Origin of the sequence: Variovorax sp. (genome assembly GCF_965279555.1) — a bacterium.
In the GTDB taxonomy this organism is placed as follows: Bacteria; Pseudomonadota; Gammaproteobacteria; order Burkholderiales; family Burkholderiaceae_C; genus Variovorax.
Genome location: NZ_OZ257247.1, coordinates 2,283,460 through 2,309,074 on the forward strand (window position 1 = coordinate 2,283,460; position 25,615 = coordinate 2,309,074).

Below are 25,615 nucleotides of genomic sequence, written 5' to 3' on the forward strand. Positions count from 1 at the left end.
GTACGTTCGAAGGCACCGCCTGTGCTTCAATGCAGGCTCATCAATCGTTAAGCACAGATTAATGATCCAGATCGAAGACATGCAGCTCGCCGCCGCCCTGCTGCGCGAACCGTCGTTGAGCGCCGCGGCGCGCGCGCTCGACGTCACGCCGCCCGCGCTGTCGATGCGGCTGCGCAAGCTGGAAGCCACGCTCGGCCTCTCTTTGGCCAGCCGCACCGCGCGCCGCCTGAGCCTCACGCCCGAAGGCGAGCGCTTTGCGCGCGAGGCCGCCGCGCTGCTCGGCCAGATCGAGGGCCTGCGCGAATCGATGCAGCGCGACGACAAGCGGCTCACCGGCACGCTGCGCATCGCCGCGCCCTTCGGATACGGCCGCCAGTACGTGGCGCCGATGCTGGCGCGCTTCGCCCGGCTGCATCCGGGCCTGCGGGTGCAACTCGACCTGCGCGAGACCCCGTGGCCCGATCGGCACGACGCCGACGCGGTGATCCACATCGGCACGGTGCGCGATTCGTCCTGGGTGGCGCGCACGCTGAGCGCCAACGAACGCTGGCTGTGCGCCAGCCCGGCCTACCTGCGCCGGCACGGCGAGCCGCGCGCGCCGCGCGACGTGCTCACGCATGCCTGCATCTGCATCCGCGAGAACGACGAAGACGTCACGCTGTGGCACGTGCGCCCGGACGCCGATGCCGCCGGCGCGGCCGAAGGCAGGCGCGCCGCCGCCCGCGAGACCCTGCGCGTGTCGCCGGCCTACGTGACCAACGACGGCGGCGTGGCCCGGCAATGGGCCGAACAGGGCATGGGCATGGTGCTGCGCTCCGAATGGGACGCGGCCGACGCGGTGGCGCGCGGCACGCTGGTGCGCGTGCTGCCCGGCTGGCGCTTCGACAGCGCGCCGGTCACGCTGCTGGTGCCCACCCGAAAGGGGCGCACGGCGCGGGTGGCGGCCATCGTCGACTTCCTTGTGGAGAGCTTCGGCGACAGCCAGCGCTGAAGGCGGCTTCTCTCTTCTGCGCATATCCATAGCAGCATTCATTCGTTGTCCGCGCGCGCCCCGCGCGCCAACACTCGGCGCTTCCAATTTTCCGGTGGAGAAGCTCCGATGACTGTTCCTCTCAAAGTACGCCGTTCGGCCAGCCCCGTGTCGCTGGATGCGCTTGCATGACCACCGCGGAACAATTCCTCGGCTCGCCGCGTCTGGCGCGCGCGCAGGCAACGCCGCCCCGGGCCGCCACGGCGCCTTCCGGCCTCTGGGCGACCGGCCTGCTGGCCGCTGCCGCGTGGGTCGCGCTGGGCCTGCTCACGCTGCTCTGGCCCAACAAGGAAGTGGGCTTCAGCGACTGGGCCTTCACCCGCGAGTTCGGCGTGGCCACGCTCGTCGTGGCCGCGCTGCTGCTTGCCATTTCGGTGCTCGGCGCGCGCGCGGGCCGGGTGGCGCAGGTGCTGCGGCCCGCCGGCCAATGGCTGGTCGCGCTGGCCGTGGTGCTCGCGCTGTGGGAGACCTTCACCGCCAAGCTCGGCGTGCTGCCCTCGCCTTTCTTCGCGCCGCCGCAGAGCCTGATCGACGTGGTGCATGAAGACTGGCAGCGGCTCGGCCTGTCGACCGCGTATTCGCTGCGCTTGCTGGCCAACGGCTTCGTGCTGGGCGCGCTGATCGGCTTCGGCACCGGCGTGGCGGTGGGCTGGTCTCGCATCGCGGGGTACTGGGTGCATCCGCTGCTGCGCTTCCTGGGTCCGGTACCGGCCTCCGCGCTGCTGCCGCTGGCGTTCTTCTTCGCGCCTTCGAGCTATTCGGCGGCCGTGTTCCTGGTCGGACTGGCGACCTTCTTTCCGGTGGCGGTGCTCACCTGGTCGGGCGTGGCCTCGGTCGGCAAGAGCTACTACGACGTGGCGCGCACGCTGGGCGCGTCGGAGCGCTTCCTGGTGCTGCGCGTGGCGATTCCGGCGGCCCTGCCGCAGGTGTTCGTCGGGCTGTTCATGGGCCTGGGCGCCTCGTTCTCGGTGCTGATCACCGCCGAGATGATGGGCGTCAAGGCAGGCCTCGGCTGGTATCTGCAATGGGCGCAGGGCTGGGCCGCCTACGCCAACATGTACGCGGCGCTGTTCGTCATGGCGGTGCTGTGCTCGGGCCTCATCACGTTGCTGTTCAAGGTGCGCGACCGCGTGCTGTCGTGGCAGAAAGGAACCGTCAAATGGTGAGCACGCTGACCTCTCCCTCGGCTTCGCAGGCCGCCGCCACGGGCGGCGCGCACATCGGCATCCAGGGCGTGAGCCACTGGTTCGAGGTGTCCGGCGGCGTGCTGCAGGTGCTCGACGGCATCGACCTGCAGGTGCGGCCCGGCGAATTCGTCGCGCTGCTGGGCCCCAGCGGCTGCGGCAAGTCGACGCTGCTGCGGCTCGTGGCCGGGCTGGAGCCCGCCACCACCGGCAGCATCACGCAGGACGGCGTGCCGATCACGCGGCCCGACCCTTCGCGCATCGTCGTGTTCCAGGACCCCACGCTCTACCCCTGGCGCAGCGTGTGGGACAACGTGGCGCTCGGCCTGCAGGCACGCGGCGTGCTGAAGGAGCAGCGCGGCCGCGTCGACGAGGCACTGAAGCTCGTGGGCCTGACCGACTTCGCCAAGGCATTCCCGCACCAGCTCTCGGGCGGCATGGCGCAGCGCGTGGCGCTGGCCCGCGCGCTGGTCAACGACCCGCGACTGCTGGTGCTCGACGAGCCGCTGGGCAAGCTCGACTCGCTCACGCGCATCGCGATGCAGAGTGAGCTGGTCAACCTGTGGCAGCGCGCAGGCTTCTCGGCGCTCTTGGTAACGCACGACGTGGAAGAGGCGCTGTTCCTGGCCAACCGCGTGATCGTGCTGAGCGACCGGCCCGCACGCATCGCGGCGGAGCTGGTGGTCGAGCTGCCCTACCCGCGCCATCGCGGAGATCCTCGTCTGGCCGAGCTGCGGCACGAGGCGCTCAAGCACCTGGGACTCGACGCCACGTGGTGACATGAACGCGTCCCCCGAGGCCGGCTGGCTCAACCTGCTGATCGGCCTGCTGCAGGGCGCGCAGCTGCAACTGCTGCGCCTGCTGGACGCGCTGGGCCTTGTCGCGCAGGCTCATGGCCAGCCCGCGTGGCCATGGGCGCAACGCCTGTCTGGCGAGAACCTGCTGATCGACCTCTGCCAGGCGCGCAGGCTTGGGCTCACCCTGGTCGTGCTCGCGGTGGCTCTGCTGCTGATGGTGCTCGCGCTGCCGTGGCGGCGCCGGCGCATCTGGCTGCTGGCGCTGACCACGCTGCTGGTGGTCGCGGCCCCGTGGCCCGATGCCAACGTGGTGCTGGTGCCCGCATATCCGACCAGTTTCCAGCGCTCGACCACCGGATTCACTGGCGAGAGCATCGAACGCGGGCGCGTGCTCTATGCGGCGCAGTGCGTCGCCTGCCACGGCACCGACGGCCTGGGCCAGGGGCCGCTGGCGGCAGCACAGCCGGTGTGGCCGCCCAACCTGGCGGGGCCGCTGCTGTGGCGGCGCGCCGACGGCGACGTGCTCTGGCATGTGCTGAACGGCATGCGCGGCCGGCGCGGCTCGCCCACCATGCCCGCCTTCGGCGGCAGGCTCAGCGACGGCGATGCCTGGGCGCTCATCGACTTCATGAAGGCCCAGGGCGCCGGCCAGAGCCTGCGCGCCGCCGGCCTGTGGACGCAGCCGATATCACCGCCCGACGTGGCCGTGCAGTGCGCCGGCAAGCCGCCTCGCATGCTGAGCGGCTGGCGCGGCCAGCGTTTGCGGATCGTGGCGGCCGATGCGCAAGTCGCCGCTCAGCCCTTGCTCGAAGACCCGCGCCTCGTCACCGTGTTCCTCGCAAAGGACGCCGCCGCGGCAGCCTCGCGCGCGGGCGATTGCGTCGCCGAGTCGGCCACCGCCTGGGCCGCGTTCTCGCTGATTGCCGCCACGCCGCAACTGGCGGGCACGCAGCTGATCGTCGACCGCGACGGCTGGCTGCGCGCGCGCGGCGAACCCGGCAAGGGCGCATGGACCGACGACGACCTGCTGTGCCGCACCGAACAGGCGCCGCGCGCAGCGCCCGGCCCGATTCCGCTGGCGCCCGACGGCCTCGGCGCACTCATCGCCCGCATGGACGCCGAGCCCGTGCGCTTCGTGAAAGGCGGCTTCGTTCACTGAGCCGGGGCGCAGGCCTACGAAGGCCCCGGCAAGCTTCGCCCATCCTGCAACCAGCACAGCGAAAGAGAAAGAAACCATGTCGAACCATGTCTACAAAACACTCGAACTGACCGGCTCGTCGCCAAAGAGCGTCGAAGATGCGGTGCAGACCGCCATCGCCAAGGCGCACGAGACGGTGCGCAACATCCAGTGGTTCACCGTGACCGAGACGCGCGGCCATGTGACCGACGGCAAGGTCGCGCACTGGCAGGTGACGCTGAAGATCGGCTTTACGCTCGAATAGCGTCCGTCGCCGCTGCGCGCTGCGTGGAACGGGCCACCGGGGCTGGTACATTTTCCGGCCTTGAAAACGAAAGGGATATCGGTGGCACTCGCAGCGGCAATTGCCGGTCTTTCCATCCTCATCATCGGGGACAGTCATCTGTCGCAGCCGAGCTACCTGATGTCGTCGCTGCATGACGATCTCCAGCGCCAGGGCGCGAAGGTGCATTCCATCGGCGTGTGCGGCGTGCAGCCTTACGACTGGACGGTGTCCAAGCCCGGCTCCTGCGGAAGCGCGGAGCGCATCGGCAACAAGCCGGCGGTCGTGAGCCCCGGCAACCGGGCCAAGACGACCGCGGTGGCGCAACTCATCAAGGCCGAGCACCCGGACCTGGTGCTGATCGTGCTCGGCGACACCATGGCCGCCTACCGGCAAGCCGACTTCCCGATGAACTGGGTCTGGCAGCAGGTGAGCGCGCTCACCGGCGCCATTTCGGCCACCGGCACCAAGTGCGCATGGGTCGGCCCCGCATGGGGGCAGGAAGGCGGCCAGTACGGCAAGACCTACGCGCGCGCCGAAACAGTGAGCCGCTTCCTCGCGACCAATGTGGCGCCCTGCACTTTCATCGATTCACTGGAAATGTCCACGCGCGGCCAATGGCCGACCATCGACGGGCAGCACTTCAACGCGAGCGGCTACCGCGCCTGGGGTGGCGCCATCGCCAAGGCCGTCGCCCGATTGCCCCTGGCGCCCGCTGCCGCCGGCACCCCGCGGCCATGAGGCGCGCCGCTCTGATGGTGCGGCGCCGTGCGCTGCTCGGTGCCCTGCTGCCCGCCGTGGCCGGTGCCGCGCCCCAGTTGTATGACACGGGCCCGTCGCAAGACCTGGCGCTGGTGCGATTCGTCAACGCCGGGGCGCAAGCGCTCACGGTGCAAAGCGGCGGCCCCGCAAAGGCCAGCGTGGTGGTGGCGCCTTCGGCACCCATCACCGACTACCAGCCCGTGCGCTCCGACGCGCCGGTCACCGGCTACTGGAAAAACGGCCAGCGGCAAATGGCCATCACGCTGCGCGTGCCGTCGGGCGGCTCGGCGTCGGTGCTGGCATGGCAAGGCGCGAACGGCGAAATTGCCGGCACCAGCTTCACCGAGCCGCCACCCACCTTCGATCCGCTGCGCGCCTCGCTCGCGTTCTACAACGCCGACGCGCGCTGCACCGCCGCGGGCCTCCTGGCCAGCACCGGCAACGCGGCCATCTTCGAGAACCAGGCGGCGCTTGCCAACGCGCGCCGCGCCGTCAACCCGGTGAAGCTGGCTGTGCATGCCACCTGCAACGGCCAGCCCGTCGAGGGCACGGTCGACCTGGGCTCGCTGCAGGCGGGCCAGCGCTACAGCGTGTTCCTCGTTCCCGCCGGCAAGGGCAGCCGGCTGATGGGCCTGCAGGACCGCATCGCGCGCTGACCGGGCCGTGGTTTTCGCATCGCTCGAATTCCTCTCGGTCTTTCTGCCGGCGTTCCTGCTGCTGTATGCGCTGACGCCGGCGCGCGCGAAGAACACGCTGCTGCTGCTCTCCAGCTGGCTGTTCTACGGCTGGTGGAGCCCGCTGTTCCTGCTGCTGTTCATAGCGCTCACGGCGCTGGCATGGGTGGGCGGGCTGCTGGTCGAGCGCGCGGGGCCGGGGCGGCGCGGCATGCTGGTGGCTTTCATCGTGCTGAACCTCGGCGTGCTCGCATGGTTCAAATACGCCAACATCGTGGTCGAGACTTTCAACGCGGCCCTGCTGCATGCCGGCGCGATGCCGCTGGAATGGCAACGCATCTCGCTGCCCATCGGGCTGTCGTTCACCGTGCTGCAGGCGATCTCTTATCTGGTCGACGTGCATCGCGGCAAGTTTCCGGCGGAGCGCCGGCCCATCGACTTCGCGACCTATCTGGCGATGTTCGGCCACCTCGTCGCGGGGCCGATCATTCGCTACGACTGGGTCCGCCAACGCCTCGCGCACCGTGCCGTGCATGCGTCGGCATTCGCCACGGGTGCACGCCGCTTCATGATCGGCATGACGATGAAGGTGCTGGTGGCGGACACGCTCTCGCCGGTGGTGGAGCAGGTTTTTTCGTCCGCGCACCCCAGCCTGGCCGATGCATGGCTCGGCTGCCTGGCCTACACGCTGCAGCTGTTCTTCGACTTTGCGGGCTACAGCGCGATGGCCATCGGCATCGGTGCGATGCTGGGCTTTCGCTTTCCCGAGAACTTCGACCGGCCCTACCTTGCGCGCAACCTGGCGGAGTTCTGGCGGCGCTGGCATATCTCGCTGTCGTCCTGGCTGCGCGACTACCTCTATGTGCCACTCGGCGGCAGCCGCAAGGGCGCCCGGCGCACGGTGCTGAACTTGATGCTGACGATGGCCATCGGCGGGCTCTGGCACGGCGCGGACAGCTGGAACTTCCTGTACTGGGGCCTGGCGCAGGGCGTGGGCCTGAGCGTGGTGCACCTGTGCCGCGCACGCGGGCTGGGCCTGCCCGCGCCGCTCGCGCACGCCGTGACGATGCTGTTCGTGATGCTGGGCTGGACGCTGTTCCGCTCGCCTGACTTCGCGGTCGCCTGCGACATGCTGGCCGGCCAGTTCGGCGCGCACGGCTTGGCGCTGGGGGCGGCGCTGTCCAACATGCTGCGGCTGCCCGTGGTGCTGGCCTATCTGCTGGGCATTGCCTGGGTGCTCGCGCCGGCCCTGGTCGGCGCGCGGCGGCATGCGGGCAATGGCGGCGCGGTGCTTGCGACGCTGGCGCCGATTGCCGGCTTCCTGCTGTCGCTTGCGCTGGTGTCGAGCCGCGGCACGGTGCCGTTCCTCTACTTCCAGTTCTGACCGGCATGGCAACAGCGCGCACCAACCGGCGACTGCGTGGACTGCTCCGCTGGACGACGGCGGGCGTGCTGATCGCCTCGCTGGGTGCAGCGTTCGTCGCCGCATTGCCGAACATGCCCGGCGCGCTGGCTCGCGCCGACGCTTCGCTGCTGGACGATGCCGCAGCCCGGCGCACGCTGACGAAGACGCTGGTCACGACACCGCTGACCGAAACGCTCGCGCGCTACCAGCGCGAGGCAAGCTGGCTACTGCTGGGCGATCTCGGCGCGGAGGTGCATCGGGGCGAAGGCGACTGGCTTTTCCTCGACGAGGAACTGCGCGTTCACGCCGGCCGCGTTGCGAATGCCCGTGACCGTGCCGCCACCATCGCGGACATCTCCCGCACACTTGCTGCACGGCGCATCGCGCTGCTGGTCGTGGTCGTGCCGGACAAGAGCCGAATCGAAAGCGCGCACCTCAGCCGGCTGCGGCGCCCGCCCGAACTCGAAGGACGGGTGCGCGAATGGACAGCCATGCTCGATGCCGCGAACGTGCCCGTGCTCGACCTGGCGCCGGTGCTCGCGGGCGCAGCGCCCCCGCCCTTCCTGAAAACCGACACGCACTGGACCGAACACGGCAGCCAGCTCGCCGCGCAAGCCGTGGCCGAACGCCTGCGGCGCATGCAAGTGCTCGACGCCGCGCCGGTGCCTTCCGTGGTCGCATCCCGCAAGGCCGTCACCGAATGGGGCGACCTCGTGCATTTGGCGGGCATCGACGGCCTGCCGCCGTCGCTGAAGCCCGCGCCCGACACCGACTGGCAATCGACCGTCGAGACCCGCAGCGAGAGCACCGACCTGTTCGGCAACACCGCGCTGCCGTCCATCGTGCTGATCGGCAGTTCGTTTTCGCGGCGCGCCAACTTCCGGCCTTTCCTTCAGCTCGCCGGCCAGTCGCTGGTCGCCGACTTCGCGATGGATGGCGGCGACTTCTCCGGCGCCGCCCGACGCTACTTTTCGGGCCCGGCCTTCGCAGACAACCCGCCGCGCGCCGTTGTCTGGGAAGTGCCGGAGCGGGCACTCGAATCGCCCATCGCGGAGCCGGAAAGGGAGTGGATGCGGCGGCCCCTCGCGCCTCGCTGAGCTTGCGCCGGCGCGCTTCAGCGCATGTAGCCCAGGTCGCGCACGTCGGAGCGCACCGCCGCACGGTCGGCGCCCTGCATCGGCAGGCTTACGAGCAGCTCAAGCCGGCGGCGCAGCGAGAACAGCATCTGCACCGCCGCATGCGCGACCTGCTCGAGGTCGGCCTCGGCGGCCACGTCCGGGTAAGCCCACAGCGCCGCATCGGGCTGGCCGGGCCAGGAAGGCTGCAGCGACTCGGTGGCCGCGTCCAGCGCAATGACGAAATCCACGCCGGAGGGGTGGCCGCGCATCAGCTCGTCCCAGCTGCGCGGCTGCCTGTGTGGAACTGGAATGCTGGCGCTGTGAAGAGCGCCGATGGCCGCGGGATGGAACTCGCGCCCGACGTGCCCGGGCTGGCCGCAGGAAGAAACCGAGAACCGCTTGGGGTCCAGGTGCGAGAGGCATGCTTCTGCCAGGATGCTGCGCAATGAATTTCGTCGAGAGACGAAGATCACGCCGATTCGTTTTTGCATGATCGTTGACTATAGCGAGGCGCGGCAGGGTTGTGCCATGTCCCATCGCGCACTGCAATCAGTCGAGCGCGAAGACCCGCCGGAAACTCTGCGCCCCGCTCTCCCCCTCTGCCCGTATGCCAAGCACGAGTTCGATCCCGGTCGCGGTTGCGCGCGCCGGCGCCACGGCCGGCAGGTTGCGCCAGCCCTGCCCCGGCTCCCAGGCGCGCAACTGGAATGCGGAGACATCCTCCAGCACCACAACGCGCGCCTTTTCATCGGGCGGCGGCAAGGGAAACGCCGCCGCCGCCGGACCCGCCGCCCGATAGAGCGCACCGCCGCGCTGCCACCATTGCACGCGCTGCCAGTAGCCCGGCGCGGCGGGTGCGGCACGCACGATCTCCACGAAGAACGGGAGCTCGGCCTGCCGCCGCGCCGTCATCGCGGCGGGCAGCAGGTCGACGGCCTTAGTGGGCGGCAGTTCGGTGGTGGCTCGCAGCGCAACGTCGCGCTCCAGCTGGTCGAGCGCGCGCATGAGCCGGGCGATGTTGTCGGTGCGCTGCTCGAGCATGGCGTTGGCACGGGTGACGCTGTCGAGGCCGCGCCAGGCCATCACGCTCAGCACCGCCATGAGCGTGATGGCGATCATCACTTCGATCAGCGTGAAGCCGCGCTGCCGGTTGCGGGTGCCTTGCATCTAGCGAGGCTCCGCCAGGCGCGTCTGCAGCGAAGCCAGCCGCTGGCCGTTTTCTTCCGCAAGGTAAACGTCCACCGTCACGTTCCGCAGTCCGTCGGCAACGGCCCCTGTCTCGACCCGGCAGACCAGCCGCACGCCGCCCTGCGGACACGGCGTGCTGGCGGTGCCCGGCACCATCGGGCCTGCTGCAATGCGCAGCTCCGCCACGCGGTTCTCGGCCGACAGCATGGCCAGCGACTGCTGCTGCAGAAGCCCGAGGTTCGAGATCGTGAGGCTCGACGCGCGCACGATCGCGGCCAGCGCAACGCTCACGATGGTCAGCGCGATCAGCACTTCAATCAGCGTGAAGCCGGTGCTGATGCGGCGCGGCGTGCGCATGCTCATCGCACCTCGTAGCCGCCGGCCGCATCGCGCCGCACGGTGACGGTGACATCGCCGCGCCGCAGCGCCAACTGCCATTCGGCGCCGATTGGCTCGGACGTGAGCAGCACGGGCCGTGCGGGTATCACCTCGACCGGCCCTTCGCGCCATTGCCGGGGGCGCAGTTCATCGTCGCGCGCGAAGGTGTCGAGCGTGCCCGCCGTCGACACCACGGGTATCGCGCTGCCGGGCACCGGCTGCCAGGTGCCGCGCGCGAAGCTGTAGCCTTCGCTGTCGGCCTGCCATGCGATCACGCGGCCATCGACCCTCACCTCGTTCTGTGCGACCGCGAAGTGCCGCACCAGCTCATGCGCATCGCGCCGCAGTTCCTGCGCCGGATCGGGCGCGATGCTGAGGCTGATGGCCGCGGTCGCGATACCGACGATGACCATCACGACCATCAGTTCGATCAGCGAGAAGCCGCTCTCGCGGTTGCGCACTTTCATGGCGGCGATGCTAGGCACCGCATGTGATGCACCCATGAAGGGCCTGACACGAAACACCAATGCCCCTGTGATAGACACGACACTCCAAAGCCCGCCGAGGAAGCTGCCGTGATTTTTCCGTTCAAGCCGTCCGCGGCATCCGCGAAGTACATCGTTCATGCGGCGGGCCTGCTGCTCGTGGCGGCGGGCTTCGTGACCTGGGGCAAGCTGCTGGCCCGCCCCGCGCAGCAGGCGCCCGCCGCACCGATGCAAAGCTCCCAGGCAGACCCGACCGCTGATGCACTCGCCGCATGGTTCGGCCCCGGCGAGCTGCGCGCGAATGTCGCGGTCAAGGGTCTCATCAAGGGCAACGGCCAGGCCGTGGCGGTGCTGGCCGTCAACGACGGTGCCGCCCGCCCCTATCGTGTCGGCGAAACGCTGGCGCGCTCGGTCACTCTCAAGTCCATCGAGGCCGACGCGGTGGTCATCGACAAGGCCGGCGTTGCCGAGCGCATCGCCGCACCCGTGCTGCCGCAGCCCGCGACACCGGGCATCGCCCGCCCCGCGCGCTAGCCCGGGCATCTAGCGCGCCACGGCGTGCGGCCTTGCATCCGGCCCCAACGTGCCGGGCGCCGCGGAAGCCCAGGCCGACAGCGCATGCAACAAGCCGCGATTCACTCTGAAATCGCCGTCGCCCGACTCCGGCAGGAACGAGTGCGACAGGCAGCGCGTGATGATGCGCACCGCGCGCGCGTCAGCCCCCACCGCATTCAGCTCGTGCGTGAACCGGGCGCGCGCCGGCAGCTCGTCGGCGAACTTCTCGAAGCCCGCGAACCAGCGGAAGAGCATGTTGTAGGTGAGGCTCTCGTGCACCTTCTCGCCGTCTTCCAGCGAATAGATGATCTGCAGCATCAGGCACTTGAACAGTGTCGCGGCGCCGACCGTGATGCCGTGCTGGCGCTCCAGGTCGGCCAGCAGGTCCCGCTCGTAGCGCAAGGCATCTTCGACCTGGTCGCGCAGCGGCACCAGCGGGTGGCCCTGCGGCACCAGCGCGCGCAGGTTGTCGGCCTGCACCCAGGCATGGTGGCTCACGATCCAGACCCAGGGCGAGCCGTAGCGGTTGACCGCGACCGGTTCCTCGCGCGCGCGCTCGACGATCTTCGAGAGCTTCGCATCCAGCTCCTGCATCGTGACCCGCAGGGGCGACATCCACTTCATCATCTGACTCCCTCCACTTCCTGAATGACCATGCAACAGGACGCGCGGCGGCGGCGCTCCATCAGCGCAGCACGCCCAGGGCCTGTCTGAGCGCGGTGTCCACCTTGCGCAGCGACACCCCGTGGCGCCGCGCCACTTCCTGCCGCGACATTTCGTGCCATCGCAATGCAAGCAGCACCGAGCGGTGGCGCCCCGGCAGGCGCTGCATCGCGCGGTCGAGCGCCGCCACCTCGGAGCGCGCCTCCGCGATCATGTCGGGCCCGGGCTGCAGGTCGGCGATCACGTCGACGTCCTCGCAATCTTCGTTCAGACCCATCCAGCGCTTGCGCTCGCGCATGCCGTCCATCGCGAGGTTGCAGGCCACGCGGTAGATGTAGGCGTCGGGGTTCGCGGGCGTCTCTCTCGGCTGCCTTTCGCCCAGGCGCAGCCATGCGTCGTGCAGGCATTCGCTTGCCAGATCGGCGCAGCCGAACTGGCGCTCGAGCCGGCGGTGCAGCGACTGGTAGTTGGCCGTCAGGTGCGCCTGCAAGTCGACCTCGGGGGCGGTCGGCAGCTCGATGCGTTCGATGCGCTCCTCATACGCCCGCCATGCCAGCGGCAGCGGCGTGCGCGAGGAAAACGATGAAAGCAGTCCGGAGAACCGGTCCGGCGCATTGCGAATCGCCTGGGTGTCGAGGGTCATGTTGGTTTTCGCTGAACGCCCGGCCTGCTCGCCGGCCGGGATCGCCGGCGGCGGACAAGGCCGGGCCTTGGGAAAAGAGGGACGACAGGTGCGCCACGCGTGGGCGGCGCCGGACGCGGATCAGCGTTGCAGGTTGGCGCGCTCCTCGTCCGTCAGTTGCCGGCTCGCGGCCGGCGGCAGCGTGCCCCCGCCGCCGAGCACGCGAATAACGCTGCGCGGGTTGTAGCTGACCGGCGTGGCCGAGGGCTTGTTGCCGTTGCCGCTGTTGTCGTCGCTCGAGCCACCGCCGCTCGCCGGCTCGTTGCCGAAGCCCAGCACGCGCACCGTGAACACCGAAGGCAGTGCCTGCCGCGCCGCGGCGCGATCGCGCTGCAGGGCCTCTTGCGCCGCCACCGTTGCCTGCGATGCCGCGGCGCTGGCATTGGCCAGCGCGCTCACGTTCACCGCCGCCGCCACCGGCAGGCCCGCCGACTGCCCCTTGACCTGGATGTTCGCCGCGTTCACCACCTGCAAGGCCGCCACGTTCACGTTGCCCGACACCCGGATGCCGGCTTCGCCCGCGTCGATGGTGCCCAGCGGCGCGATCAGGTCGACGTCGCCGGGCGGCACCTCGGCGATGGGCGCGAGCGTCGCGATGCCCGCGCCCGAACTCGGCACCTGCGGCGAGATCTCGACATTGCCCACGTTGTCGTAGACCACCTTCGGCGGCGTGAACAGCACAGTGGTCTTAGAGCCGCGCCCGGCGTTGATGTCGCCCTTGGCGGACCACGCCAGGATGCTGCCGCCGAAGGTCGTCATCACGCGCGAAAGGCCCAGCAGCAGGCTGTCCTCGCTGTACAGGCGGATGTCTCCCTGCCCTTGCGTCAGCACCCCCGAGGTGGCCGGCGGCACCGCGCCCTGCACGCCCAGGATGATCTTGCCGCCCGGTGCCAGCATCTCGATGTCGCCGCCGAAATTGGTGCGCACGCCCGAGCCGCCGAACATCGTGATGTCGCCGCTGCGCGGGCGTTCGGGGAACAGCGTGACGATCATCTCCCGGCCGCGCAGGTACGAGCCCGCGCGGCTGCTGGTGGCGTCGTTGTACTCGCGGCCGCCGGCGCGCAGCTCGGAGTAGTAGACCTCGCGCAGGAAGATGCGCTGCTGCTCGGGTGCGAGCGCGTCGAAGTACGCGAGCGACTCTTGCGCGGTCTTGCTGCTGAAGCCGTAGCGCGATTGGAGCCATGCAGCCAGCTCGGTCTCGTAGGTCTTCGCGGCCTTGCCCGGCTGCTGCGCCAGCGGCGTGCCGGCTTCCGCGCGGTTCGACGGGTCGAGGTAGCGCGCGCGGATCGCGGACATGTCGAGCGCCGAGGCGCCGATGCCGGCCATCAATGCGACCGAAGCGCCGGGGCGCGTGTCGCCCGGCACGATCGGGCCGATCGACGTGATGCCGCCGCTGGCTTCCTGCAGCAGGTTGCGGCCAGCCGAGACTTCGAGTGTGCCGGGGCCGGCGATGTCGAAGTTGGCGTAGAGGATGTCGCGTCCGGCCGAGACGATGGAGACGTCGGTCGGGTTGCTGTGCACGATGAGGTTGCCATGCAGCTTGCCACCGCCCAGTTCCGGGCCGCGCACGTTCAGGAAGCCGGGTGCATCGCCCGTGTTGACGATGTCCCGGGCCGCCCTGATGCGAACCGGCGCCGCGGCGTTGTAGCCGGTGGCTGGCGCACCGTCTCCCTCGAAGCTCACGATTTCACCCGTCTTGAGCCCGATGATGTCGCCGCCGGCCGCATAGAAGCGCGCCGGCGGTGCGTCCGCCGCGCGCTCGAGCCTCACTGACGCCGTGTTCGCCCCGAAGGCGAACAGCACGGGGCCGTTGAAGGTGCGGGAGAAGCTGCTGCCCGAGAAGGCCGTTCCGTCCGCGGAGGCATTGGTGACGAGGATGTCGCCGGCAATGTCGGGCTGGCCCACGAATGCGGGATTGAACGGCGTGGGCAAAGGCGTACCGGAGCCGGACATCCCGACCGAGTACTGCCCCGCGTAGATCGATCCCCCCGCCAGCATTTCCAGCTCGCCCCGGGCCGATGGCGCAAGGGTCAGGCCGTAGCTGATCTGCTCGGGCGCCCACAAGGCAGGCGGGAGCGCCGCATAGCCGTAGTGGAAATTGCCCGTCAACGCGGCCGCCCGGAAGATGGACGGATACACGATCCAGGCATCTGTAGACGTGGTCTTGATGCGGTCGCTGTTGAATCCGATCGCCATGCTCGGCGTCAGGTTGCCGCCAGCGGAAACGAGATTGATCGCGCTGCGGCCGGTCCAGAGGCTGAACCAGCCTTGCCCGCCTGCCGTGAAGTCTGCCCCGCCAAGCGAGAAGGCCGAGCTGTTCGGCGTGGTGCTGCGCCCCGGGTCCGCCGCCGCGCCCAGCGCCAGGTCGCCCAGCGTCTGCAGATAGACCGCCGTGTCGCCCGGCACGAGATTGATGCCGCCGCGGGCGTTGGCGTACGTCGCCTTGAACGGGTCGATGCCGCGCGCGTCGATGGGGTCGGAGAACGCAAAGTCGCTCGCCAGATATTGCAGGCCCACGCTGCCGATCGAAGCCGCGCTGACCAGCGTGGCACCCCGCAGATTGGCGATGGCGCCGGTGAGCACGAGTTTTTCGGCGCCGTCGCTGAGCTTGCGTTGCGGATTGAGGGCACCGGCAATGCGCATGTCGATGTCGCCGCCGCCTGTCAGGGTCAGCGAACCGTCGGCGCCCACGCGGCCCGTGCTGCCCACCGCGACCACCAGGCCTTCGCTGCGGTCCGCCTTGCCCAGGTTGGCGGCCGTGGACCCGCGCAGACCGATGGTTCCGGCCTCGCCGCCCACGCGCACCTTCACGTCCCCGCCGCCCAGCGCGCCGATTCCGGTGAAGCCGACGAGGTCGGGCGTCATTGCATCGCTTCCGGCATAGGTGTAGGTGCCGAAGTTGATCCACCAGGCGGCAGGAATCGGGGTGTCGATGCCCGCGTTGCCTGAGCCCTGGCGCCACAGCCAGTTGCCGGGCACCACGCTCGACGATTGCGCGCCGGAGATGTCGCCCACCAGGTTGCCGCCCGCGGAAACAAGCACGTTGCCCCCCTGGTCGGGATACCAGGCGCGGTAGTCCGCCAGGCTGGCGCCGTAGCCGAATGCATCGAACTGGGCGCCGATCGAGGTGCCGTCGGGCGCCATGCTCCGGCTGCGGAGGTATGCGGCATCGGCGGGCGTGGCGGAGCCGGCCGTGTAGACGCCGTAGAGCGAATCCATGCGGATGTCGCCGGCCGCGATCATTTCCAGGTCGCCGGTGCCGGTGCGCACCACGCTGAATGCAGAGGGTGCAATGGAACTGCCGTCGGCGACGCCCGTGCTGTTGGGGTCCACGAGATAGTGCGAGTCGGCCAGCCTGATGGTGCCCCTCGAAGCCGGGTCGAGCGCGCGCCGGTCGGCCGAGCCACGATCGGCACCCGCCACGAGCTTCAGGTCCCAGGAGGCGGTCCCCTCGCCCAGCATCGGCGCCACGGCCCAGTTGCGGCCCTGCGCACCATCCACCACGGGCCGCAGATTGACCGGCAGGCCGTCCGGCAGTTGCACCGCGGTCATCGACGGTATGCGCGAGCCGCGCATCAGCGCGACCTGTTCCGTCGTCACCATGGCCGTCGGCAATGCCACGCCCTTGGGCCAGGTCATTGCGGCCACGGCCGCATCCCCTCGCAGCACCGTGCCGGCGCCCAGGCGCATGCCGGCATCGAGCGTCACGGCGGCAGCCAGCACGGAGCCGGCCGCGTAGACGGGCAAGCCGTCGGCGTTGTAGATGGTGGCCGCGACCACGGTCCCGCCCGACAAGGTCAGCGCGCCCGCGAGAACGGTGTCCACGGGCAGCACGGTGCCGGCCGGCAGCGTCATGGCGTCCACCGGAATGGCGTAGTTGAGTACCGCGCCGGGCTGGAAGCTCGTGCCGACGTCGAGCACCACGCCGTCGATCGGCACCACGATGTCTCCACCCAGTGCGCTGGTGCCGGTGGTGAGCTGCCAGCCGTTGTCGTCCGGCGTGGCGGCTGGCGGCGCAAAGCCATCGTTGATGCTGCCGTGGATGCTCAGGTCTCCCGCGGCGCGGATCACCAGCCGGCCCGGCTCGCCGGAGCCGCGCACGGCGGGGTTGGCGTCGGGGCCGTAGCGGTAGCCCGACAGGTCCAGGTCGCCGGACACCGTGAGATCGCCATGCGGGTTGGTCGCGCTGTTGCTGACGATCTCCACACCGGGGCGCAGGTGGTAGCTGCCCAGGCCCGCAAGGCGGCGGCTCAAAGCCGTGTTGCCCAGCGCCGCATTGATGAAGGCCTGGCTGTCGCCGTCGATGCGATCGAGCATGTCCTGCGTGATGAGCTGCGGCTTGTAGCCCGACACATCGGACTGATCGGCCAGCGGCGCGTCGTCGTAGCGGCGGAAGGCATTGACGCCGACGGTCTTCGCTCCCTGGATGACAGGCGCGCCATTGACCGTGACCGCCACATCGTTGCCGCCGACACGCGGCGCATTCAGGTCGAGCGTGCCGCGCGGACGGCCATCGTTCTGGCCTGCGGCGTTGCCCACGGGAACATCGGTGCCGGCGCGCAGGTCGATGCGCGCACCGCTGCCCAGCGTCAACATGCCTTCGCTGCTGGTGAGGTCGACCACTGCGCGGTTCGGGCTGTCGATGATCTTGCCGTAGCTGTCCACGCGCAGGCCGGTGCCGTGCGCATCGAGCGTGCCGTTGACCGTGAGGTCGCCCTTGGCCGCGAGGCGGATCGAACCGACCTGATAGCCGCTGGCATCGATGCGGCCGTCCACGCGAAGGCTGCCGCCGTCGAGCGCAATGGACACTTCGCGCGCTTTCACGCCGTCGCCCACGACAAGGTCGCCCTGCTTGATCTGGAAGCGACGTGCACCGGTCACGCCGCCTTCGTTCAGCCGGTTGTTCAGGCCGGCGAAGTCGCCCAGGGTCTGGGCGCGCACGGTCAGTTCGGCCGCGCCGTAGGGCACGACCGTGCCGCCCGCGTCGTAAGTGCCGCTGCTGCTTCCCCGGATTGCGCCCGCCAGGTCGACGCGGCCCGCACTTGCGCCCAGGGCGGTGGCCTCCACCGTGCCGCCCCGGTTGAAGCGCGCCGAAACATCGATGACCGATCCCGCCGCCTGCGTGATGTTGCCCGCCGCACTGGACAGCACGAAGTCGCCGCCCCAGCTGTACTTGTCGACATCGAACAGCGAAACCTTCCGGCCCGACAGATCGACGCGCGAGGCGTTGCCCAGCACGACGTCATCGTTGGCCGCCAGCACCAGCCTGCCGGAGGGCAGCACGATGCTGCCCTCCAGGCCGACGCTCTTCCCCCTCAGTTCCAGTGTGGCGCCCAGCGCGTCGACCGATGCCGTTGCATCGGCGCCTTCGGGCCTGGCAACGGTGATGACTCCGCCCGCGGTGATCACGTTCTTCGAGCCCGACTGCCCGGTCAGCACCGGCGCGGTGATGGCGAGATTGCCGCCCCTGTACGAATAGCCTTCGCCGGGCACATAGGGGTCCTGCTGCTGGTACACGGACAGCGAGCTCTTGCCGCCGGAAGTGACGCTTTCGGTGGCGGTCAGTTTCACGTCGGCAAAGCCCAGCGCCAGTCGCGCATCGGTTGCGGTGCTGTCCGGCTGGGTGTTGGGGCCGTAGCCCAGCACGATGCGGCGTGCCGCGATGTCGAGGGTTCCGCTACCCAACTGGTCGGCCATGGCGGCGCCGGGCACGGCCTGCGAGCCCGTCCAGACGAACTCGCCGGCGCGGATCGCGGCGATGTCGCCCGACCCGCCATAGCCGTAGATGGCGGGCGTGCCGAGCACGAAGCGGCTCAGGCTGGAGGCGTCGAGCTTGACCGGCCCGAAGACGTTCACCGCATCCCGCGCATTGAGGATCAGCGTCTCCAGCGCAGGCACGCCGGTGGCGGTGTTGCCGGCCAGGAGCCGGTCGAGCCTGGACTGGTTGAGCAGCAGGCCGCGCGGCAGTCGCCCGGCTTCGCTTGCCGCGGCAAAGCTGCGGTCTTCGCCCAGGTTGACCGTGGCCAATGCCAGCGACAGATTGCGCGTGCCGTACGAGACATTGTTGGCCAGGGTCAGTGCGCCTTCGGTGGCGATGGCCAGCGTGCCTTCGGACAGCAGCCGGGTCGTGCCGTCGCAGGCCGCGCTCACGCAGCTGCCGATATTGATCGCGACCGTGTTGGTCGGCGCGTTGGCGTCCTTCCCCAGCCGCAGGTCGAACCAGCCGTTGGACAGGGCCAGCACGCCATTGCCGTTGAAGACATAGCCGGAGCTCGAATCGAAGCCGCCGCGCCCGCGTCCGATGGTGCTGATCGACGCCCCCTCCTCGATGGTGATGGCCTGATCGCCCACGAAGCTGGGGCTGCTTGCCAGGATGACATCGCCTGCCGAAAGGCTGGCGCCGCTGCGCACGATCAGTTCACCGTCGCCCAGGATGGAGACCAGGCGGCCGCGCTGGCCATATGCAGAGCTGATGCTGCCGTTGATCACCAGGCGCGGCGCGTTGAGCTTGTTCAGTTCGTCCGCATGAACGGAGGCGCCCTCCAGGCCTTCTGCCGCGGCCTGTCCGGCGCCCAGAATCTCGCGAACGTTGCGGACATTCACCGTTCCCGCGAAGCCCTGGGTGCCGGCCTGCGCGCCAAGGCGCAACTCCCCGTCGAACCTCAGGCCGGTGCGCTCCTCATCGAGCTCGGCCGGTTTGGCCAGGAAGATGTCGAGCGTCTTCGCGTCCGAGGTGAGCATGGCCCGCATGAAACCGCGCCGCGCGGCCTCCCCGAGCGCGAAGGCGTTGTAGTCCGTTTCGTTGTAGCTTGAATGCGCACGCACCTTGCTGCCCGGGGTCACGACGATCTGGTTCGCCACCGCCTCGCGGAACGAGGTGTTGGCGGTACCCAGGTAACCGGCCGCGACGTACGAGCCGTTGCCGACGCCCGTGACGCCCGGAAGGCCAAGGCGGTCCACCGCGCCGATTTCCACCCGGAACGCACCAGGCTGCAGTGCGTAGTTCGAGGGCATCAGCGTGTAGGTGCCGGCCGGGAGCCCGGGCACCCCGGCGGGCACGGTGATCTGCTGGCCGATGCCCGGCGCGCCGAAACCGGCTTCGGGCGACACCGGCGCATAGCTCGCCTTGTTGCCGGGCACGATGGCGTACACGGCATTGCCGGCACTGCTGTAGCGGTTGGCGGGATTGGCATTGGCCAGGGGCGTGGTGAGGATGTCGACCGAGCCGCCGCGGCCGCTCACGAAAGCAGCGCCGGCCAGCGTGCCTCCGCCCGACAGGTCGAGGACCGAGCCGGCCTGCGCATCCACGTGGCTGGCCGCCAGCTGGATACCGCGCATCGGCGAACCGACGCCGTCCAGGACCAACGGCTGGCCGTTGTAGAGATAGCTCAGTCCATCGACGGTACCGCCGTAAGGCATTGCCAGCCCGGCGCCGCTGACCGATGTGACGCTGCCGGGCAGAAGGTTAACTCGCGCGGTCGTGCGCGAGGTCGCATCGGAGCCCAATACCAGTTGCCCCAGCGGTGCCCTCACGACCCCGCCCTGCTCGATGGTCTCGGCATTCAGCCAGAGACGGCCGAATGCCGCGTCCGGCATGGCAGGTGCGCCGTCGCCGGAGCGCCGGATGGACAGGACGGTTCCGGGGACGAATTCCTCGACGTTCGCTCCATCCACTGTCCGCAGCGCATAGCCTGCGACGACCCGGGCATCCGCACCCGTCACCGGGTAGATCTGCGTGGCGGTCAGCGTCAGGTTGCCCGGCGTCTCCAGTGCCGTCGCAAGCGCAGTCACCGGCTGAGGGGACGCAAGGAAACGGATTTCGCCACGGCTCGTGATCTCGACATTCGCGAAACCGCGCCGGTCCACCGTGTACTTCGAGGTGTACAGGCCGATATCGGCATGGGTGCCGAAGCCGACCACGTTGCGGCTTTCGATCAGGTCGGCCTCGACCGAAAAGCGTCCATCGGCGGCTTGCTGCGAAGGGCCGTTCGACCAGTTGGCCTGGGGCAGCGTGTTGCCGTCGCCAGGAAGAGCGGTCACGCCCGCCAGCCGGACATGAGGCGCACTGAGCGAGACGTTCGAACCTGCGGCCGCGTTCTCGGCATGCGCATAGGTGCCTGCATACAGCCGCAGGCTCTGCGCCATGTGCAGCGACACGTTGCCGTCGAACGCCAGCGGCCCGTGCGCAAGCACCGACAGGTTGTCGAAGCCGCCTGCCTCGATGCGGTCCACGCCCACGCGCGCGGTGCCGGTGCGCAGGATGCTCCTGGCCTGCGACATGGTCTGCGCCGCCGCCACCGGGCTGTCGCCCTGCGCTTGCGCCACCACCAGTTCGCGATGCCGCAAGACATCGCCCCGGGTGGTCGCGGTCGGGTAGGCCGTGGATTCCAGCGCCAGGGCCAGCGTGCCGCCCGCCGCCCCGGCGCCGCCCGAGGCCGCGCGCAGCGTGCCGTCCAGGTACAGGCCCTGGCCGGACTTAAGGATGATCGAGCCGCCCTTGCTGGCCACCGTTACCGGCGTCGCGGCACCGGCGCCACGCGCGAGCACCGCGCTGGCGCCGGATGCGTCGAGCAGCGCGCCTGGACGCACGACGACGAAGGCTTCCGGGACATCGGCCGCGCCCGTCTTCTCCCAGTCCAGCGCGCCACCGACGCTGATCGTTCCGCCATCTGCAACGCGCCCGTAAGTGCGGCCGAAGCTGTCTTGCGCCACTGCCGCGCGCGCCGCCACGTCGATCACGGCGTGGTCTCCTATCCAGATCATGCGAGGCGGCCCGCCCTGCCTGCCGCCGTCGATGGCGATCGCCCCGCCCGGCGCACTGAGCGTGCCGTCCACCGTGACATCGCGCCCCGTAAGCGTGATCGACTGGCCCGGATCGACCATGATCTCCACGCCCGGCCTGACATCGACCGGACCGCTGGTGACGATCGCCTTGCCCGAGCCCGTGGTCGATTGCAGCACCAGGCTGGCACCGCCGCGCTGCGTGAGCACACCCTGCACCGGGTCTTCGGTCCACACCGGCGGCGTCCAGAGTTCCAGCGCGCGCGCGGGATCGGTGCCGGTGGCAGCCTGCCTGGCCGCGGCGGGAAAGCGATAGACCGGCATCGCGAGATTCAACCGGGTGTTGTCGGCCACCACGAGTCCCAGGTGAGCATTGACGTCGTAGCGGGAAAAGCCCGACTGGAAAAGTGCCGGGTCGATCCTCGCGTTCGCGCGAACGTCGACCGTCTGGCTGAGCACGCTGCCCGCCACCAGCCGCGCACCGCTCGCCACCGTGAAATCGGCCGGCGCAATTTGCCCGGCGGAGACCGTCAAGGTCTCGGGCGTGATCGGTACGCCGGTGGGGAACACGGCCGCCGGTACCACATAGTCCAGAGGAAACATGGGGTCGTTGATGAGCCGGGTCACTTTGGCGCCCGCCGGTATCGTCGCGGTCTCGCGTCCACCTGGATCATCTTTCGCGTAGGCCACGAACGAGCGCGAGCGGCCGTTGATGATGGCCGACACGGTGTACGAAGCGTTGCTGTTGCCTACGGCGTCGGGCAGCTTCCAGTCCGCCGCGAGCGTGACGGCGCTCGTGGTGGTGTTGAAGAGCGGCGTCGAGGCCACGGCCTCGCCCGGCCGGGCAAGGTTGCGCACGTAGCTGTAGTCCACCGGCAGGATGTCGCCGGCGTGGACCCGGTAGTCCTGCAGCAGGATCAGGTCCGTGGTTGCCGCCTCGCCTGCACGCAGGCTGCCTCCCGCACCTGCGTCCTTGCCGCCGATGAGGGTGCCGGTGCCCGACGCCATCCGCAGGGTTCCTCCGCCGTTGACGCCATAGCCGCGAACATCGCCATCGACAGTCAGGACACCGCCGATCGAGGCCGTCGACGACTGCACATCGGCGAACAGGGTCACGTCCCCGCCGCGTCCGCCGCGCGTCTTGCCATTGGCCAGCACGGCGCCACCCGAAGACACGTCGATCAGCGAACCGTTCTGGAGCGTGACCGCGCCCGAACTGCGGATGTACACCGAACCCCCGTCGAGGTACGGCAGGCCCTGGCTGTTGCCCGGGTCGAGCTGCAGGTTGGTCCAGAGGCCGCGCGCATCGAGCGTCACGCCCTTTGCCACGATCACTTCGACCGGTGTTTTCTCGGCCACCGGCAGCATGGCCTCGACCGGCAGGCCCACCGCGGCGAAGCCGCCCACCACGTTGCCCAGCGCAATGGACCCGCCACGCGCCGTGAGATCGGCGTTGACGGCTACTTGCGTTGCATGAAGCGCGATGCTGCCCCCCGGCGCGACCGCGAGCGCACCGTTCACCGTGACGTTCTTGCTTCCGAGCGCCACGATCGAGCCGAGCCCGGATGCGCTCAGCCGTTCACTGTCCAGATACAGCGCTTCCTGGCGCGCCTGCGGCAACGCATCGCCCGGCGCCAGGCTGGCAGCCAGTTCGGGCTGCTCATGGTCGAACACGATGCGTTCGAAGGTGGGGGTCACATTGCTCGTGACGCCGACCGGCCCCAGCTTGGCATCCTCGTTGTAGCGGGTCGTGTAGCTGCCGAGGATCAGTTGCGCAGGCTGGGCTGCCGCGTTTTGCGACTGGGCATAGCCATCGAGTAAAGCGTCGCGCTTCACCGACTGACGCGGCCCCTGGTAGGCGTTGGCGGTGATATCGCCCTCGATCACCGCGGCGCCGGTGGCAACCACCAGCCGGCCCGCGTCGCGGCCCACCGTGTAGCCGTTTTCCAGCCGCTGCTGCGGCCCGATGAGCGGGTTGTAGAAATAGCCCGTGGTCTTTTCGCCCCAGCGCTTGTGCTCGTCCTCGAAGCCCTTGTAGAGGCCGGTGTAGGAAATATCGGCGGGTGCGTTCGAGACTTCGTAGAGCCGCCCATCGGCGCCCTTGAGCCAGCTCTGGCGCATGAAGCCCGTCTGCACGTCGAGCGTGCCGCCGGAGAGGTTGATGTTCGATCCGGCCTGCGTGACCAGCTCGCCGCCACTGAAGGTGACGCTGCCGCCCTGCGCCGCCCATTCGCCGATGCCGTGGCCCTGCAGGCCGAGATAGCCGCCGACCTCCAGCAGGCCGCCCGGCGTGTACCAGCGTTCCTTGTCGTAGCCGCCCGTGCCGGCGGCCACGCGCGTGAGCTTGCGCCGGTCGATCCACACGTTGGCGTTGTTCAGCATCGAGGTGTCGCGGTTCAGCGGCGCATCGCGCTGCTCGTTGCCCTGGATGTCGATCTTCACGTTGTTGGACGACATGGCCACCTGCACGCCGACCGCGCCCGACACGTCGAGCCGCGCGCCTTGCGCCACGGTGCTGCGTCCCCCCGTCTTGCCGGCGCTGACGGCAAGCTGCCCGCCGGTGGCCAGCGTGGCGGAGCCGCCCTCGAACAGCACGTTGCCGCCCGAGACGATCTCGATGCGCGACAGATCGCGACGATCGTCGAGCAGCGAAAGATTGTCGAAGGCGCCGGACGCGGCCTGCTGCCTGTCCTGCCGGGCGGATTCGGTGATCAGCGCATCGCGCTGGCTGTCCAGCGCGGTGCGGCCGTTCTTGTCGTCCAGCAGCACTGCGTTGAGCGCACGCTGCGTGACGGTGACGCTGCCGAGCTTGTCGCTTGCCGAGCTCAGCAGGTGGATGGTGCCGCGCGTGTCGACCGTGGTGGTCGCCAGCGCCACGCCGTCCTGCACGACCCTGCGCCCGGCCAGCGTGATGTCGCCTTCCGGGGCCTGCAGCAAGCCGGTGTTGACCACCAGGCCCGCCGTACTGTCGGCACCGAACTGCGGTGCCACTTCGTTGCCTCTCGTGCTGGAAGCCTTGTTGGCCGCCGTGCCCTGGCCGGGCCGCACGATGAAGAAATCGCCGGCGGCAAGCTGCGCCTGCCCGCGCGGCGTGGTGATTGTGCCGGCATTGCTTGCCTCCTGCCCCATCAGCAGCACGTAGCCTCCGCCCTGCTTCACTGACGTGGGTGTGCGCGTCGCGAGTTGCGCGCCCGCTTCGACCTGCACCGCCCCGCCCGCTTCGGTGAAGCTCGGCGCGTAGCTGTCGCCGGTCTTCGCGCTGTGGATGCCCCGGGCCTTGAACTGCTCGTCGCTGATGCGCGCGGCGGCGGCCACCAGGTTGCGTGTGTCGGTCTGGCTGCTGCCGCTGAACACGATGCCGTTGCGGTTGGCGATGAGCACCGTGCCGTCGGCCTTGATCTGCCCCTGGATCTGCGAAGGCCGCGCGGCCGGGTCGTTCACGCGATTGAGCACGGCCCAGTCGGCCTGCTGCTTGAAATCGACCGTGGTGTTGCGCCCGACGTTGAAGGTCTCCCAGTTCAGGATGGCCTTGTCGCCGGTCTGCTGGATCGCCACGTTCGTGCGGCCGTCGGCCTGCTGCGACTGCACCGGCGCATTGGCGTTCTGCCAGCCGGCCGTGAGGCTGTTGGTGTCGACCTTCAAGCCGCCGTCGGCAAGGCCGTCGGGCACGGAAGAAGGAGATTTCAGGGCTGCATCGCGCGCCGCCGCCTGCCCGGCCTGTTGCGCCGCGATGGCCTGCGCTGCCAGGCTCAGGTTGCTGATAGAGCGTTGCAGCTGGGCATTGGCCTGCTGTTGCTGTGCCGTCGGATTCGTCAGGTTCGAGGCCGGCATGCCGTTGGGCAGGCGGCCGCTCTGCACCGCGCCGGCCTGCGCCGCGCCTTTGTCCGCAAACCATGCAGGGCTGAAAGCCTGGCCCGCATGCGCGGGGCCGAATGCACCGAACGCGGCGAGCGCCACGGCCACGGAGCGCGACAACGGCGTCAACAGCAAATCGCCGCCACTGGCGGATTCGCGGGTCTGCGCTGCCGCTGATCGGCGCGAACGGGTGGTGTGCGGATTCAAGACCATGATTGCCTGGGACGAAAGTGCGAAGACGGTGTGTCTGGCGCGGCGCCGGCTTCGGCACTGCGATCGAAGGGTCGGATGTCGCCCGCCCTGCGGGCGATGCGCGGATGGCGGGCCGCGCCGCGGCGGTGTTTTCTTTGCGGAAGCTCGCGGGCAACGGGCAGCAGCAACTGCCACAAGGCCATGGCCTGGCGCCACGCCCGCGCGTGCGCGGCACTGCGCGCGCACCAGATGCCCAGCGCCTGGATCTCCGCCTCGCTGATGCGAAGACGGTTCAGGCGCACGATCCAGTCCAGCGCCTCGCTCAGGCAGGTGTCGTCGCTGCGAGCGTTGCGTGTCCGGTCGTCAAGAGGCGTCGGTTCCATACCTCCATGACGAGCCTGCGCGG

18 protein-coding genes are annotated in these 25,615 nt (G+C 69.6%); 10 read left to right on the plus strand and 8 right to left on the minus strand.

The features are described from left to right. Window positions 1–61 precede the first annotated feature (61 nt). The 9 genes from ACQY8B_RS10940 (at window position 62) to ACQY8B_RS10980 (ending at window position 8,409) form a co-directional block, all read left to right on the plus strand. Window positions 62–991 (plus strand): LysR family transcriptional regulator, encoded by a 930-nt coding sequence (locus ACQY8B_RS10940; RefSeq protein WP_422086727.1) that lies wholly within the window; start codon window positions 62–64, stop codon window positions 989–991. Window positions 992–1,158: 167 nt separating this feature from the next. After that, the gene (locus ACQY8B_RS10945; RefSeq protein ID WP_422086728.1) at window positions 1,159–2,196 is read left to right on the plus strand and encodes an ABC transporter permease; all 1,038 of its coding nucleotides are present in this window, start codon (window positions 1,159–1,161) and stop codon (window positions 2,194–2,196) included. After that, window positions 2,190–2,993 carry an ABC transporter ATP-binding protein gene (locus ACQY8B_RS10950; RefSeq protein WP_422086729.1) on the plus strand — a complete coding sequence of 268 codons (804 nt, stop codon included), beginning with the start codon at window positions 2,190–2,192 and terminating at the stop codon, window positions 2,991–2,993. The genes ACQY8B_RS10945 and ACQY8B_RS10950 overlap by 7 nt, the downstream gene beginning before the upstream one ends. A gap of 1 nt (window position 2,994) precedes the next feature. After that, window positions 2,995–4,170 (plus strand): c-type cytochrome, encoded by a 1,176-nt coding sequence (locus tag ACQY8B_RS10955; protein WP_422086730.1) that lies wholly within the window; start codon window positions 2,995–2,997, stop codon window positions 4,168–4,170. Between the two features lie 76 nt (window positions 4,171–4,246). After that, window positions 4,247–4,453, plus strand: a complete 207-nt coding sequence (locus ACQY8B_RS10960) for a dodecin (protein WP_422086731.1) — start codon at window positions 4,247–4,249, stop codon at window positions 4,451–4,453. Between the two features lie 81 nt (window positions 4,454–4,534). Next, window positions 4,535–5,212: an SGNH/GDSL hydrolase family protein gene (locus ACQY8B_RS10965; protein ID WP_422086732.1), complete on the plus strand. Its 678-nt coding sequence runs from the start codon at window positions 4,535–4,537 to the stop codon at window positions 5,210–5,212. Next, complete coding sequence (locus tag ACQY8B_RS10970) at window positions 5,209–5,889, plus strand: cell division protein FtsQ (RefSeq protein WP_422086733.1); 681 nt, start codon at window positions 5,209–5,211, stop codon at window positions 5,887–5,889. Before ACQY8B_RS10965 ends, ACQY8B_RS10970 begins: the two co-directional genes overlap by 4 nt. 7 nt (window positions 5,890–5,896) lie before the next feature. Beyond that, the gene (locus ACQY8B_RS10975) at window positions 5,897–7,291 is read left to right on the plus strand and encodes an MBOAT family O-acyltransferase (protein WP_422086734.1); all 1,395 of its coding nucleotides are present in this window, start codon (window positions 5,897–5,899) and stop codon (window positions 7,289–7,291) included. Between the two features lie 5 nt (window positions 7,292–7,296). Beyond that, window positions 7,297–8,409, plus strand: coding sequence for an alginate O-acetyltransferase AlgX-related protein (locus ACQY8B_RS10980; protein WP_422086735.1), 1,113 nt, complete (start codon window positions 7,297–7,299; stop codon window positions 8,407–8,409). 17 nt (window positions 8,410–8,426) lie between these two features. Here the strand turns inward: ACQY8B_RS10980 and ACQY8B_RS10985 are convergent, their stop codons facing one another. Genes ACQY8B_RS10985 through ACQY8B_RS11000 form a run of 4 tightly spaced genes read right to left on the minus strand, consistent with a single transcriptional unit; the run spans window position 8,427 to window position 10,463 of the window. Next, on the minus strand, window positions 8,427–8,921 hold the full coding sequence (locus ACQY8B_RS10985; protein ID WP_422086736.1) for a protein tyrosine phosphatase: 495 nt from the start codon (window positions 8,919–8,921) through the stop codon (window positions 8,427–8,429). A 58-nt stretch (window positions 8,922–8,979) separates the two neighbouring features. Beyond that, a complete protein-coding gene (locus tag ACQY8B_RS10990) occupies window positions 8,980–9,597 on the minus strand; it encodes a PulJ/GspJ family protein (RefSeq protein WP_422086737.1) in 618 nt (205 codons plus the stop codon). After that, window positions 9,598–9,981: a type II secretion system minor pseudopilin GspI gene (gene gspI / locus ACQY8B_RS10995; RefSeq protein WP_422086738.1), complete on the minus strand. Its 384-nt coding sequence runs from the start codon at window positions 9,979–9,981 to the stop codon at window positions 9,598–9,600. Then, window positions 9,978–10,463 (minus strand): prepilin-type N-terminal cleavage/methylation domain-containing protein, encoded by a 486-nt coding sequence (locus tag ACQY8B_RS11000; RefSeq protein WP_422086739.1) that lies wholly within the window; start codon window positions 10,461–10,463, stop codon window positions 9,978–9,980. The genes gspI and ACQY8B_RS11000 overlap by 4 nt, the downstream gene beginning before the upstream one ends. A gap of 108 nt (window positions 10,464–10,571) precedes the next feature. Here ACQY8B_RS11000 and ACQY8B_RS11005 point away from each other — a divergent pair, with 108 nt between their 5' ends. After that, a complete protein-coding gene (locus ACQY8B_RS11005; protein WP_422086740.1) occupies window positions 10,572–11,015 on the plus strand; it encodes a type II secretion system protein N in 444 nt (147 codons plus the stop codon). 9 nt (window positions 11,016–11,024) lie between these two features. Here ACQY8B_RS11005 and ACQY8B_RS11010 read toward each other — a convergent pair whose 3' ends face one another. From ACQY8B_RS11010 to ACQY8B_RS11025, 4 genes are all read right to left on the minus strand, one after another. After that, window positions 11,025–11,663, minus strand: coding sequence for a transposase (locus ACQY8B_RS11010; protein ID WP_422086741.1), 639 nt, complete (start codon window positions 11,661–11,663; stop codon window positions 11,025–11,027). Between the two features lie 58 nt (window positions 11,664–11,721). Further along, a complete protein-coding gene (locus ACQY8B_RS11015; protein ID WP_422086742.1) occupies window positions 11,722–12,342 on the minus strand; it encodes an RNA polymerase sigma factor in 621 nt (206 codons plus the stop codon). Between the two features lie 120 nt (window positions 12,343–12,462). Further along, window positions 12,463–25,224, minus strand: a complete 12,762-nt coding sequence (locus ACQY8B_RS11020; protein WP_422086743.1) for a filamentous haemagglutinin family protein — start codon at window positions 25,222–25,224, stop codon at window positions 12,463–12,465. Next, a complete protein-coding gene (locus ACQY8B_RS11025) occupies window positions 25,221–25,592 on the minus strand; it encodes a FecR/PupR family sigma factor regulator (protein WP_422086744.1) in 372 nt (123 codons plus the stop codon). The genes ACQY8B_RS11020 and ACQY8B_RS11025 overlap by 4 nt, the downstream gene beginning before the upstream one ends. Window positions 25,593–25,615: the final 23 nt, after the last annotated feature.

Coding starts and splice junctions, on each gene's coding strand:
- ACQY8B_RS10970 (WP_422086733.1), top strand. CDS start 5,209: ATGAGGCGCGCCGCTCTGATGGTGCGGCGCCGTGCGCTGCTCGGTGCC.
- ACQY8B_RS11010 (WP_422086741.1), bottom strand. CDS start 11,663: ATGATGAAGTGGATGTCGCCCCTGCGGGTCACGATGCAGGAGCTGGAT.
- ACQY8B_RS11015 (WP_422086742.1), bottom strand. CDS start 12,342: ATGACCCTCGACACCCAGGCGATTCGCAATGCGCCGGACCGGTTCTCC.
- ACQY8B_RS10940 (WP_422086727.1), top strand. CDS start 62: ATGATCCAGATCGAAGACATGCAGCTCGCCGCCGCCCTGCTGCGCGAA.
- ACQY8B_RS11025 (WP_422086744.1), bottom strand. CDS start 25,592: ATGGAACCGACGCCTCTTGACGACCGGACACGCAACGCTCGCAGCGAC.
- ACQY8B_RS10985 (WP_422086736.1), bottom strand. CDS start 8,921: ATGCAAAAACGAATCGGCGTGATCTTCGTCTCTCGACGAAATTCATTG.
- ACQY8B_RS10980 (WP_422086735.1), top strand. CDS start 7,297: ATGGCAACAGCGCGCACCAACCGGCGACTGCGTGGACTGCTCCGCTGG.
- ACQY8B_RS11000 (WP_422086739.1), bottom strand. CDS start 10,463: ATGAAAGTGCGCAACCGCGAGAGCGGCTTCTCGCTGATCGAACTGATG.
- gspI (WP_422086738.1), bottom strand. CDS start 9,981: ATGAGCATGCGCACGCCGCGCCGCATCAGCACCGGCTTCACGCTGATT.
- ACQY8B_RS10955 (WP_422086730.1), top strand. CDS start 2,995: ATGAACGCGTCCCCCGAGGCCGGCTGGCTCAACCTGCTGATCGGCCTG.
- ACQY8B_RS10950 (WP_422086729.1), top strand. CDS start 2,190: ATGGTGAGCACGCTGACCTCTCCCTCGGCTTCGCAGGCCGCCGCCACG.
- ACQY8B_RS10990 (WP_422086737.1), bottom strand. CDS start 9,597: ATGCAAGGCACCCGCAACCGGCAGCGCGGCTTCACGCTGATCGAAGTG.
- ACQY8B_RS10945 (WP_422086728.1), top strand. CDS start 1,159: ATGACCACCGCGGAACAATTCCTCGGCTCGCCGCGTCTGGCGCGCGCG.
- ACQY8B_RS10960 (WP_422086731.1), top strand. CDS start 4,247: ATGTCGAACCATGTCTACAAAACACTCGAACTGACCGGCTCGTCGCCA.